12 protein-coding genes and 1 tRNA gene are annotated in these 11,619 nt (G+C 64.2%); 7 read left to right on the top strand and 6 right to left on the bottom strand.

Translation table 11 applies throughout. The annotated features are described in order from the left end of the window. Positions 1 to 218 precede the first annotated feature (218 nt). From BSQ44_RS00535 to BSQ44_RS00525, 3 genes are all read right to left on the bottom strand, one after another. Positions 219 to 1,097 (bottom strand): DUF3800 domain-containing protein, encoded by an 879-nt coding sequence (locus BSQ44_RS00535; RefSeq protein ID WP_235633317.1) that lies wholly within the window; start codon positions 1,095 to 1,097, stop codon positions 219 to 221. A 519-nt stretch (positions 1,098 to 1,616) separates the two neighbouring features. Beyond that, positions 1,617 to 3,290, bottom strand: coding sequence for a DUF6538 domain-containing protein (locus BSQ44_RS26225; RefSeq protein ID WP_083534296.1), 1,674 nt, complete (start codon positions 3,288 to 3,290; stop codon positions 1,617 to 1,619). A 111-nt stretch (positions 3,291 to 3,401) separates the two neighbouring features. Beyond that, a tRNA-Ala gene (locus BSQ44_RS00525) sits at positions 3,402 to 3,477 on the bottom strand. Positions 3,478 to 3,730: 253 nt separating this feature from the next. Between BSQ44_RS00525 and BSQ44_RS00520 the strand changes: the two genes are divergently transcribed. From BSQ44_RS00520 to BSQ44_RS00510, 3 genes are read left to right on the top strand one after another with little or no spacing between them, the layout of a single operon-like run. Further along, positions 3,731 to 4,303 carry a LemA family protein gene (locus tag BSQ44_RS00520; protein ID WP_378215161.1) on the top strand — a complete coding sequence of 191 codons (573 nt, stop codon included), beginning with the start codon at positions 3,731 to 3,733 and terminating at the stop codon, positions 4,301 to 4,303. Between the two features lie 30 nt (positions 4,304 to 4,333). Beyond that, complete coding sequence (locus tag BSQ44_RS00515; protein WP_235633316.1) at positions 4,334 to 5,167, top strand: TPM domain-containing protein; 834 nt, start codon at positions 4,334 to 4,336, stop codon at positions 5,165 to 5,167. Between the two features lie 9 nt (positions 5,168 to 5,176). Further along, complete coding sequence (locus tag BSQ44_RS00510) at positions 5,177 to 5,812, top strand: TPM domain-containing protein (protein ID WP_072601444.1); 636 nt, start codon at positions 5,177 to 5,179, stop codon at positions 5,810 to 5,812. Between the two features lie 23 nt (positions 5,813 to 5,835). Here the strand turns inward: BSQ44_RS00510 and BSQ44_RS00505 are convergent, their stop codons facing one another. Then, positions 5,836 to 6,282: an EVE domain-containing protein gene (locus tag BSQ44_RS00505; RefSeq protein WP_072601443.1), complete on the bottom strand. Its 447-nt coding sequence runs from the start codon at positions 6,280 to 6,282 to the stop codon at positions 5,836 to 5,838. 3 nt (positions 6,283 to 6,285) lie between these two features. Then, positions 6,286 to 6,720 carry a MarR family winged helix-turn-helix transcriptional regulator gene (locus BSQ44_RS00500; protein ID WP_210187908.1) on the bottom strand — a complete coding sequence of 145 codons (435 nt, stop codon included), beginning with the start codon at positions 6,718 to 6,720 and terminating at the stop codon, positions 6,286 to 6,288. 69 nt (positions 6,721 to 6,789) lie between these two features. Between BSQ44_RS00500 and BSQ44_RS00495 the strand changes: the two genes are divergently transcribed. After that, positions 6,790 to 7,164 carry a VOC family protein gene (locus tag BSQ44_RS00495; protein WP_072601441.1) on the top strand — a complete coding sequence of 125 codons (375 nt, stop codon included), beginning with the start codon at positions 6,790 to 6,792 and terminating at the stop codon, positions 7,162 to 7,164. A 47-nt stretch (positions 7,165 to 7,211) separates the two neighbouring features. On the opposite strand, the gene BSQ44_RS00490 is transcribed toward BSQ44_RS00495, so the two are convergent. Beyond that, complete coding sequence (locus BSQ44_RS00490) at positions 7,212 to 8,147, bottom strand: bifunctional helix-turn-helix transcriptional regulator/GNAT family N-acetyltransferase (RefSeq protein ID WP_072601440.1); 936 nt, start codon at positions 8,145 to 8,147, stop codon at positions 7,212 to 7,214. A 119-nt stretch (positions 8,148 to 8,266) separates the two neighbouring features. On the opposite strand from BSQ44_RS00490, the gene BSQ44_RS00485 reads away from it, so the two are divergent. The 3 genes from BSQ44_RS00485 to BSQ44_RS00475 all read left to right on the top strand — a co-directional run bounded on the left by BSQ44_RS00485 (position 8,267) and on the right by BSQ44_RS00475 (position 11,582). Then, positions 8,267 to 9,280 (top strand): zinc-binding metallopeptidase family protein, encoded by a 1,014-nt coding sequence (locus tag BSQ44_RS00485; protein ID WP_072601439.1) that lies wholly within the window; start codon positions 8,267 to 8,269, stop codon positions 9,278 to 9,280. Positions 9,281 to 9,645: 365 nt separating this feature from the next. Then, positions 9,646 to 11,226 (top strand): signal recognition particle protein, encoded by a 1,581-nt coding sequence (ffh, locus tag BSQ44_RS00480; RefSeq protein ID WP_072601438.1) that lies wholly within the window; start codon positions 9,646 to 9,648, stop codon positions 11,224 to 11,226. Between the two features lie 14 nt (positions 11,227 to 11,240). After that, positions 11,241 to 11,582 (top strand): chorismate mutase, encoded by a 342-nt coding sequence (locus tag BSQ44_RS00475; protein ID WP_072601437.1) that lies wholly within the window; start codon positions 11,241 to 11,243, stop codon positions 11,580 to 11,582. Positions 11,583 to 11,619 lie beyond the last annotated feature (37 nt).

Here is an 11,619-nt window from a genome sequence, read left to right as displayed (position 1 = left end):
GCGCTTGGGAGGCTGTCGTAGAAACGAGAACCCCGGACGATCTGCTATTTGGATGCAATGACGGTCTTAGGATGAGGGGATGGATTGCCTGAACATCAGACCTGGGGGCGCCTTGCCGCCGACAGGATCAGGGCCGAAGCGGTGAGTCGGCGAATTCTCTTGAAAATCCTTTAGACATGTCCTAGATTGCCTCCATGGCAATGCCACGGGGTCAGGCTTTACGCCGACCGCCTTAAGGGATCCTCGCGGGTCCCTTTTGTGTTTCTGGGGTTCTCCCATGTTTGGTAAGGCTCGTCATAGCATGAGTACTTGACGGCGATGGTCTTGTCGTCTTCGCCTCTCGCGTCCATGAGCTGACCAGCTTCCGACATGCGATCGTATGCGCGGTTCTTCAAACCCGTGGGTTTGTGTCCTAGCGGGTGCAGGACGAGATCCGCCAGTTGCAGCATCGGGTTGCTTTTCCCATCCGGCCATATTGAAATCAACGACTCTTGAAGCTCAGCCTGCGTGAGCGGCTGATGTTTCGCCGAGTTGTCCCGGTCAAAGGCCGTCCCTTTCTCCCGAAGCGACTTAAAATAGCTCTCGATGAGACGGTCCTCCTTTTCGCCACACCGCTCGTAGGCGATCGAAAGCCCGCAGCCCGAGCGCCTCGCGTACTTCGCAGCACGCTCGACGGCAATGTCGAAGGCGGTTTTACTCATTTGCCACCGCGATCCCTCGGCGTGCTTTTCGTAGTACCTGTCACGATAGCCCGGTCGACAGATTACGCAGGCATGGGCGACGATACGCTCGTCAATGATCAGGTTCTCGAGGTCAGCGAAGAAGGAGTCCCGTCGCTCGGGATCGGTTTTCAGGAAGCCGAACTTCCCTTTACCGGACCGAATCTTATTGCCGTGAAGTTCGGGCACGTCCCATCTTGTGCAGAAGTCATTCGTCTTTGTAGACAATTCATCGACTGCGTCCGACTGTACGATGATGCCCCCTAGGCCGAAACTGAATATATGAGCCTCCATGGGAAGGGCTTCGCCTGGTTTGCACATGGTGCGGGTTCCAAAGTCGTCCATGAAGAACACGAAATGCGGCTGTTCGTCGTTCACACCTTTGTCCATCGTTCCGTTTCAGGCAGCCTTTCGGCTAAGGGTTGCAACTGCGGGCATTTCTTAACACTGCGCGCCTGCCTCGTGAAATTGTACCTCAACGATAACGTACCAAATCTTCTGATTAGCCGCGGCAATTCGGGATCGCGCATCGAACGCAGCTATGGGCTGGCCTAGGAATGTCCGGTTTCAGGAACGTGCGATATGCGGACGAGCGGCCGCGATGGGGCGCGAAGCTGACCTAGAGCTCCCCGCAAGTCACGGCGGGTTCCTCTTGATTGGCCCCCGCTGGCGGCGTCCGCACACGTACTGTGGCGGCAACGGCTGATACAGACTCTTCGTCGCACCCAGGGGCGTGCATCCATACGGATTTCAGCCACTCCGACATACGTCCGATTTTAAATCGATTTAATGCAACTGGTGCGCCACTGGTAGTTGATTTTCCGGGTATGGCCGTGCGCACGGGCAATCGGAAGCCACCTCAAGATAGGACCCGACGGAGGGGGGCGCCTCCGCCGATCAGCTAAGTTGTTTGACGTGCAGGTGCGACAGATCGAGACCGTCGTACTTCACCGCCTGTATGTCGCGAGCCAGCGTACTCGCCCGAAGCCCGCGCCCGTAGTTCTCCTCGGTGCGTGATGAGGACCAGCCGCCGAGTGCCCGAACCTTCTGATCCGAGATATCCGCCTCGCGAAGCGCATCTCGGTAGGTATGCCGGAAGGAATGGAAGACCTTCTTGCGGTCGGTGATCCCTACCTTGTGCCGGAAACGGTTGAAGTACTTGGAGAACGGATCGGAACGGTAGCCTGTGCTCCCCACCGGCAGGTCCGGGAAGAGCGGTACTTTTGGACCGTTCGCGCGGCGGTTCTGGACGAAGGCCAACAGTCCGATGCGCTCCAGTTCTGGATGGACGGGTACGAAGCGGATGCCCGCCTCCGTCTTCACCCGCTTCGTCTCATCGTCGTCGTCCTCGCGGATCAAGATGATCACCACCCCGTCCTCCTCCACGAAATCGTCCACGGTAAGCTGGCAGATTTCATTCATCCGCATGCCGGAGAACAGCGCGATGATGGGCACCCAGAACCGGCCCCTGCGCACGATATTGGGTCCGGGGCGAGCGTAGCCCGCTTCGTCGTTGACCGCGCCCGTGTAGAGCGGTGCGGAGAAGATGGCCCGCAAATCCGAGACGTCGAACGGAGACCGCTTGTCCTTCGCTCGTCCGGGAGCTTTCGGGAGCATAATGCCGGCAGACGGATCAGCCTCCACGTAACCCTCGTCCACGGCAAAGCGGAAGATCGCCCCGAGGCTCCGCAGGTAGCCGTTCGCGGTGTCGCTGGACATCCGAGGTAGACCAGCCCGCTCCGCAAGATCGGCTGCCTGCTGCAAGGTCTTCCCCGGATAGTGCTTGGTCGCGTTCGAAGGAAGCCGCTTCAGGAGGTCCATGAAGGCGCGGACATCTTCCCGCCGGATCTGCGACAGAGGCATTTCGGCCCCGAAGAACTCCGTCAATGCCCGCCAATGGGCCTCGCGCTTAAGCAGCGACTTGCCGCGAAGCTCCCGCCGCGTCGCGTCGGAGGTAATCAAATCCATTACCTGTTCGAGCGATTTCGTTGCAACAGGTTTCAACGAAGTCGCCTCCGAGAGGTCCTGAAACAGCGGATCGCGGTAGGTCGAGCCGACCCCATGGTGCCGGGCGACGAGGCGGTTGTTGCTCTCGACGATAGCGCGCCGCAGGACCGCGAGGAGCCGCTGCTGTGACGGCGACCCTTCCTCCAGCTTGATCCCCGCCGCGCCGGTTACCGCGACATAGGCTTCGTGGAGGGCAGTGCCGAGGTTCTCGTCGGCGTTCATGTCCCCGATCTCAATCTCAGCCTGCTCGCGCCCCATGGAGCCGCCCGTGGCGGCGTTGCGCTTCTCGACGGACACAAACCACGTCGCCGCGAGATGAAGCACCTCGGCTTCGGTGAGGCGCGGCGTTGCAACAGGTTTCAACGAACGACGCAACTTCGCCCACTCGCCGTCCAGTCGCACGAGTTCGATCCGGGCCAGTTCGCGCGCGTGCGACCTATCGCCGGTGCGAAGTGATTTCTTGATTTCGTGCCTACCGAGGGTGGGGACCAGATCGGTTGGGACGCGGATGCGGAACTGCCAGACCTCCCCACGCCGCTGGAGGTAGGCATCTTTGAAACGCACGGTGGATAGCCCCTTGTGTACCACTTTTGTGTACCAGTATCGAGCGCGGGGAGGCCGAAATCAATTGTGAATTCAAAGATATCAGTAGGTTGCGAATGGAAAAACCGCCGTTGGTGGAGCTGAGGGGGATCGAACCCCTGACCTCGTCATTGCGAACGACGCGCTCTCCCAGCTGAGCTACAGCCCCGTCCAGCGGATTGCGGCTTTTACGGTTCGGCGCGGCGGAATGTCAAGCGGTTGGACGTGCGTTGAAGGGGAGGAAACGCAAGCGGGGCCGGGCCTTTTGCCGCTCCCGTCGCAGGCGGCGCGCCGACCCGTTCCAAACGGACCCGATCGGCGCTAGTCTGGCGCCGTCAATGCGGGAGATTTCTGCCATGCCAGCATCATCAGTCGCGGCCGCCGTTGCCGGGGGCCGCGTGCGGACGCTCCTCTTCCTTGTGATGATCGCGCCGTTCCTGTCCGCCTGCGGGTTCAACACCATCCCGACGGCGGAAGAGCAGGCGAAGGCCGCCTGGAGCGAGGTGCTCAACCAGTATCAGCGCCGGGCGGACCTGATCCCCAATCTCGTCGAGACGGTGAAGGGCTACGCCCAGCAGGAGAAGGACGTGCTGGAGGCCGTCGTCGAGGCGCGGTCGAAGGCGACGCAGGTCACGCTGCCGCCCGAGATGCTGGACGACCCGCGGGCCTTTCAGGCCTTTCAGGAAAGCCAGGCGGGGCTCACCGGCGCGCTGTCGCGGCTTCTGGCGGTGGTCGAAAACTATCCCGACCTGAAGTCGAACCAGAACTTTCTCGCCTTGCAGGCGCAACTCGAAGGCACCGAAAACCGCATCGCGGTGGCGCGGCGCGACTACATCGAGGCGGTGCGGGTCTACAACACCACGCTCCGCACCTTCCCCTCGATGATCTGGACCTGGTTCTGGTTCACCGATGCCGAGCCGTTCCAGAACTTCACCGTCTCGGAAGACAAGATGGAGGTTCCGGAGGTGAATTTCGGCACGGGCAAGAGCGGCTAGCCTGGTTTTTCCATGGTGGGGAATCGACCGATGACGAGGGTGCGCGGCCGCTGTTCGTGCATGCTTCTGGTCGCGTTCCTCATCCTGTTGCCAGTCGCGGCGTTCGCGGCCGCGCTTCCCGCGCTCACCGGCCGCGTCGTCGATCAGGCAGGCATCATCGATCCCGCCACCGAGGCCGCGCTCGTCGAGAAGCTCCAGGCCTTCGAGCAAAAATCGTCCGACCAGATCGTCGTCGCCACCATTGGCAGCCTGGACGGCGAGCCGATCGAACCTTACGCGAACCGCCTTTTTCGTGCCTGGGGCCTCGGGCAGGCGGGGGAGGACAACGGCATCCTGCTCCTGGTCGCGCCCAACGACCGCAAGATGCGCATCGAGGTCGGCTACGGCCTCGAAGGCACGCTGACCGACCTTCATTCCAAGCTGATCATCGAGGACACGATGGTGCCGGCCTTCCGCGCCGGGGATTTTTCCGGCGGCATCAGCCGCGCGGTGGACGACATCATCCTGGTGCTGGAAGGCAACGCCGCCGAACTCGAGGCGAGGGCCGAGCGCAACCGCAAGGAAGACGAGGGCATCCCGATCGAGGTCATCATCTTCTTCGCGATTTGGGGCACGCTGTTCTTCGGTTCCTTCATCTTCGCCATCGGCGCGCGCCTGTTCGGCCGCCGCATCGGGCCGGGGCGCTACCGCTGGCTGGGCGTGGAGTTCACCTTTGGCGGTTCGGGCTCGCGCGGCCGCCGCCGCTCCGGTACCGGCTGGGTCGGCGGCTCGTCCGGTTCGGGCTGGTCGTCGGGAAGCAGCGGCGGCGGCTTTTCCGGCGGCGGCGGATCGTCGGGAGGCGGCGGTGCCTCGGGAAGCTGGTAGGACAGGGCGATGACATCCGGCCTTTCACCCGAAGACAGGCAGCGCGTCGCCGAGGCCATCCGCATCGCGGAGGCAAAGACGTCGGGCGAGATCTACTGCGTGCTTGCCCGCCGGAGCGACGACTATTTCTTCGCCTCGGCGCTTATGCTCACCCTCGGGATGCTGGCGACGAGCCTCGTCGCCGCCCTCGCCGCGCACTGGTTGTGGGTGGAGGTCGCGCCGGTATCGCTGGTGCTGGCCCAGGCGGGGGCGTTCGCCTCCGCACTGCTGGTGCTGCGGGTCGTGCCCGACCTGCGCGTGCATCTCGTGCCGCCGCGGCTGCGCTACCGGCGCGCGCACGACAACGCGGCGCGGCAGTTCCTCGCCCACAACGTCCACGCCACGCAGGCGCGCACCGGCGTCCTGATCTTCGTCTCGCTGGCCGAACGCTACGCCGAGGTCGTCGCGGATTCGGGGATCGACGACAAGGTCGACCAGTCGACCTGGAACGACATCGTCGCCCGCCTCGTCGAGGATGCGCGCGGCGACCGGCTGGGCGAGGGGTTTGCGAACGCGGTGGAAAGTGTCGGCGCGCTGCTCGCCGAGCATTTTCCGCCGGGCGCGACCAACCCCAACGAACTCGACGACCATATCGTTGAAATCTGAAGGGCGTCGCGAACTTCGCGATATCAGTCCTGGAAACTCTCGAACTCCACCAGAACGCCCATGGCTTCGGCGATCAGTCGCATGTCTTCTTCGTCGAGCCTGTGTTTCGGCCCGCGCAGTACCATGCCCCAGTGGGCGCCTTGATCGCGGGTCAGTCGGAGCCTGTCCAGAAGCGGCTTGATCGGAGCGGGCCGGGCGTCCTTCAGATAGTCCACGTCGACCCGATAGGGATTGAAGTTCATTGCCTGCTCGGCGCGATAGGGTGCGTCCGATGACACGCGGCCAATGGTGGTGAACGCCTGCACAACCTCGCCTTCACCCATGCCCTCGCGTGGGGAGTAGTAGACAATCCAGTCACCCTTCCTGAGCGACTTTACCGCGATATGCTTGCCGTGTCCGAGCTGCGCGAAGCCGCCATCGCGTCCTCCGCGGGCATGCTGCGCCGATGCGACACCCATCCAGAACGCCATCGATCACGTCCTCTCGAGCGCATCGGCGCAGCGTCGCAGGAGGTCGCCCAGCAACCTGGCCTCCTCGCCGGTCAGGTCGGCGAGCATCTGCCGCTCCACAGCCTCGGCCGCGAGCATGCCGGCCTGTGCCGCCGCACTGCCTTTGTCGGTCAGCTCCGTCATGATGATCCGCCCATGGTCGGGATGTGGCGTGCGCACGATGAACCCGTCTCGCTCCAGCGTGACCAGCATGCCCTGCATGGACTGGGGGGTCACGAATGCCGCGCGCGCCAGGGACGCATTCGAGATCCGCGGATTGTCGCCGATGGCAAGCAGCACGGCATTCTGCGACGCGGAAACGCCCGTCCCGGCCAGTTCGGCCTCCAGACGTTGCCGCAGGCGATGCTGGGCGATTTTCAGACTGTAGCCGATCCAGCCCTCCCCGCTCGAAGCAGACATTTTGCGAATTGACATATAAGGAGCCTGATATAAGTATAAGGAACCTGATAATATGCCGGAGCGCGGAAAATGACAATACCGATTGGAGCATCCTTCATCGCGTTGCAGGTTCGTGACCTAGCGGCCTCCGCCACGTTCTACAAGGACGTGTTCGGCTTTGCCGCAGCAGACCGGAGCCCGCCCGGCGCTGTCGTCTTCACCACCGAGCCGATTGCCCTGGCACTGCGCGAACCGTTGCTGCCCCTGCCCGAAAACGGCCCCTTGGGGACCGGCATGGTGTTGTGGGTCGCCTGTGAAGACGCGAACGCGCTTCACGGCCTGATCGTCGAGCGCGGCGGGACGGTCCTGAGCCCGCCGAGCGATGGTCCGTTCGGCAGGTTCTTCGTGGGCAGCGATCCTGATGGCTACGCCATTACGTTCCACACGACGCGATCATCGCGGTGAATATCGGTCAACCGCCTGGACGACCGGGCCGCCCCGGGGAACGTCACCTATAGCTCCATCTCCCAGTTCTGCCCCACCAGATCCTTGCCGAAGCTGTGATGCCGCTCCTCGGCGACGAGCCGGAAGCCGGCCTTCTCGTAGATGCGCCGCGCCGACACCAGGATGTCGTTGGTCCAGAGCGTCATCCGCTGGTAGCCCGTCTGGCGCGCGAAGCGGATGCATTCCTCGACTAGGCGACCGCCGATGCCCAGTCCGCGCGTCGACGGCTCGACCCAGAGCATGCGCAGCTTGGCCGTGCCGCCGCCGGCGTCGACGAGGAAGACCGAGCCGACGACTTCCGCGTGCCGCTCCGCCACCCAGCAGCGCTCGCGCTTTGGATCGTGGGATTTGGCAAACGCGCCGGCGATTTCGGCCACGAAACCCTCGAAGGTGCCGTCCCAGCCGTATTCCTGCGCGTAGAGCGCGCCCTGACGGGAAATGATGATGCCGATGTCGCCGATCCGGTGTGGCCGGATGACGTAGGGCGGGTTGTCCGTCGCCGAGGGATCGAGCGCGGCGCGGATGCGCTGCATGGCGCCGACCAGTGTTCCGGCCCCGTCCGGACCCAGCGGTGCAAGGATCTCCGAGATCTCGTCGTGCGAAGCGCTATCGAGGCTCTCGAAGGCCTTTCGCCCGGCCGGCGCAAGGGATAGTTCCGTTGCCCGGCCGTCCTCCGCGCTCGCCGCGGCGAGCACGAGCCCCGCCTCGCGCAGTTTCTTCAGGAGGCGGCTGAGATAGGCCGGGTCCATGCCAAGCTCCGCCGAAAGCTGGCTGGCGGTGACGCGGTCCCGGGTGCCGAGTTCGTAGAGAATGCGGCTTTCCGACAGGCTGTAAGGCGATTTCAGCAGCCCCTCGTTCAATGCCCCGAGAAAACGGGTATAGAAGCGGTTGAAATCGCGCACCTGCGCGATGGCTTCCTCGTGCCGTGGATCGTCGTTTGCCATGGGTGCCTCTTTGTTGACATCGTCATATAACAATTTGACAAAGTCAACCAAATGATCGCCGGAACCATGTTGCGCGAGCGGCGTTTGCCTCCGCCTCCACGCATTTCCGGATCCTTCTGATGAAACTCTTCGCCTGCCCCGCGTGCGCGAGCCGTCTCTATTTCGAGAACTCGCGCTGTCTTGCCTGCAACAGCTCCGTCGTCTACGCGCCGGAACGGCAGGGTTTCGACCTTGTCGGTCCGGAAAGCCCCAACTGCGTGAACGCGGACGAATGCGCCTGCAACTGGGTGGGCGACCAGCGTTTCGGCGGCTATTGCCGGGCCTGCGCGCTCAACCGGACGATCCCCGATCTTTCCGTGCCGGAAAACCGTGACCGCTGGGCCCGCGTCGAGCGGGCGAAGCGGCGCGTCGTCTTCGCGCTTTTGGAATTCGAGCTGCCGGTGTGGCCCAAGGAGCGTCCCGAGGACGAGGAAGGCCTCGCCTTCGATTTCCTGGCTGACCCTAAGGGCGCGGGTCCGGGAGGCGAACGTATCCTGACCGGCCACGACAACGGGCTGATCACGCTCAACGTGGCGGAGGCGGATTCGCCGGAGCGGGAGCGCATGCGCATCGCCATGGGCGAGAATTACCGCACGCTTCTCGGCCATTTCCGCCACGAACTCGGCCACTACTATTGGGACCGCCTGGTGCGCGACGATCCCGAGAGGCTCGAGGCCTTCCGCGCGCTCTTCGGCGACGAGCGCGATGACTATGCGCAGGCATTGCAGCGTCACTACGAAAACGCCGCGCCTCCGGACTGGGAGCAGCGGCACATCTCGGCCTATGCGGCCAGCCATGCCTGGGAGGACTGGGCCGAGACCTGGGCACACTACCTCCACATCGCCGACACGCTGGAGATGGCCGAGGAATTCCGAATCCCGCTGCACAGGCTGGACGTCGCCGCCGCGCCCGCCGTCCGGGAGACCGATCCCGACAGCGACATCGACGGCGTGGTCTCGCGCTGGCTGGCGCTGACGGAGATCGTCAACGGCATCAACCGCTGCATGGGGCTGAGGGATCTATACCCCTTCGTCATCACGCCGAAGGTGGCCGAGAAGCTGGATTACGTGCGCCGGCTCCTGCAGGGCGCCTAGGCCCCCGTCGGAAGCATCGAAGCGATCCGGACCTTGACTCGCGCGGCCGTTTCCTGTCTAGAGCGGCCAGACTTCAGCGACGAGCCTTGACTCCGAGCAGCCGACCGGGACCCCAAGTGGTATAAATCGATCCCGGAGGCCAACACCCGGCAGCGCGATGCGCCCCCGGGTGCTTTTTGGCTTTGTGCTCGCACGGCGTTTCATCGCCGACGCGGAACCACTACCTCTCTGGCATCACGTCGATGCGAGAGACGAAGGAAAACGGATGTTCGAATCGCTTCAGGAGCGCACAAGAGGCGAGGAGGGCCGCAGGCCCGACCGGGAAAGAGGTTTGACCAAGGCGCGGCAGCGTCGGGGGTGGATGTATGTTTGAATCGCTTCAGGAGCGCCTTGGCTCCATCCTGAACGGACTGACCGGCCGCGGAGCGCTCTCCGAAGCGGACGTCTCGGCGGCGCTGCGCGAGGTCCGCCGGGCGCTGCTCGAGGCGGACGTGGCGCTGGAAGTGGTGCGCTCCTTTGTCGAAAAGGTGCGCGAGAAGGCCGTAGGCGCGGCGGTGGTCAAGTCGATCAAGCCCGGCCAGATGGTGGTCAAGATCGTCCATGACGAACTGGTCGCCATGCTGGGCGACGAGGGCAAGGCGATCGACCTCAACGCGCCGGCGCCCGTCGTTGTCATGATGGTCGGCCTGCAGGGTTCGGGCAAGACGACGACCACCGGCAAGATCGCGAAACGGCTCACCGATCGCCAGGGCAAGAAGGTCCTGATGGCGTCGCTCGACACGCGCCGCCCCGCCGCCCAGGAGCAGCTGCGCCAGATCGGCGAGCAGGTGAAGGTCGCCACGCTGCCGATCGTCGCCGGCCAGTCGCCGGTCGACATTGCGAAGCGCGCCGTCCAGGCAGGACGTCTCGGCGGCCACGACGTCGTCATCCTCGACACCGCCGGCCGCACGCATATCGACGAGCCGCTGATGGTCGAGATGGCCGACATCCGCAAGGTGTCGTCGCCGCACGAGATCCTGCTGGTCGCCGACGCGCTGACCGGCCAGGACGCCGTCAACCTCGCCCGCAACTTCGACGAACGCGTTGGCATCACCGGTCTCGTGCTGACGCGCATGGACGGCGACGGGCGCGGTGGCGCGGCGCTGTCGATGCGCGCCGTCACCGGCAAGCCGGTCAAGCTGATCGGCGTCGGCGAAAAGATGGACGCGCTAGAGGAATTCCATCCCAAGCGCATCGCCAACCGCATCCTCGGCATGGGCGACATCGTCTCGCTGGTCGAGAAGGCATCCGAAACCATCGACGCGGAAAAGGCCGCGGCGATGGCCAAGAAGATGCAGTCGGGCAAGTTCGACCTGAACGATCTCGCCGATCAGCTTCGGCAGATGCAGTCGATGGGCGGCATGGGCGGCATAATGGGAATGATGCCGGGCATGGGCAAGATGAAGGACCAGATGGCCTCCGCCGGCTTCGACGACAAGATGTTCAAGCAGCAGCTCGCCATCATAGGCTCGATGACCAAGGCCGAGCGGGGCAATCCCGACCTGCTTAAGCACAGCCGCAAGAAGCGCATCGCCGCCGGTTCCGGCACGGACGCCGCCGCGATCAACAAGCTCCTGAAGATGCACCGCCAGATGGCCGACATGATGAAGGCCATGGGCGGCAAGGGGAAGGGCGGCGGCATGATGCGCGGCCTGATGGGCGGCATGGCCCAGAAGATGGGCCTCGGCGGCATGATGCCCGGCATGGGCGGGATGCCCGACCTCTCCAAGATAGACCCCAGGCAGCTCGAGGAGCTGCGCAAGCAGGCCGAGGCAGCCGGCATGGGCGGCGGCGGTCTTCCGAAAGGCCTCGGCGGCCTGCCGGGAGGAGGGCTTCCCGGATTGCCCGGCGGACCTCGTCTGCCCGGCATGGGCGGCGGCCTGCCCGGGCTGCCGAAGAAGAAGTGAGCGGGAGGGCGAAGTTGAGCGATACGGCCGACACCGTGCACGTAAGGGAAACCCTGGCCGGCTACCGCGCCTCGATCGACAACATCGACGCGGCGCTGATCCACATGCTGGCCGAGCGTTTCCGCTGCACCAAGGCTGTCGGCGTGCTCAAGGCCGAGCACGGCCTGCCGCCGGCCGATCCGGCCCGCGAGCAGCAGCAGATCGAGCGTCTGCGCCGGCTGGCGAAGGATGCTCATCTCGACCCGGATTTCGCGGAGAAATTCCTGAACTTCATCGTGAAGGAAGTGATCCGCCACCACGAAGCCATTGCCGCCGCCAGCGGCGGCGAAAAGGAAAGCGCCCCGACGGGCGCGTGAGAACCGGCCGACGAGGCCAAACGATCAGTGAGACATC

The organism is Aquibium oceanicum (genome assembly GCF_001889605.1).
GTDB classification, from domain to species: domain Bacteria; phylum Pseudomonadota; class Alphaproteobacteria; order Rhizobiales; family Rhizobiaceae; genus Aquibium; species Aquibium oceanicum.
The sequence above is the reverse complement of the archived record's forward strand: the minus strand, read 5'-3'. Positions and strand labels throughout refer to the sequence as shown.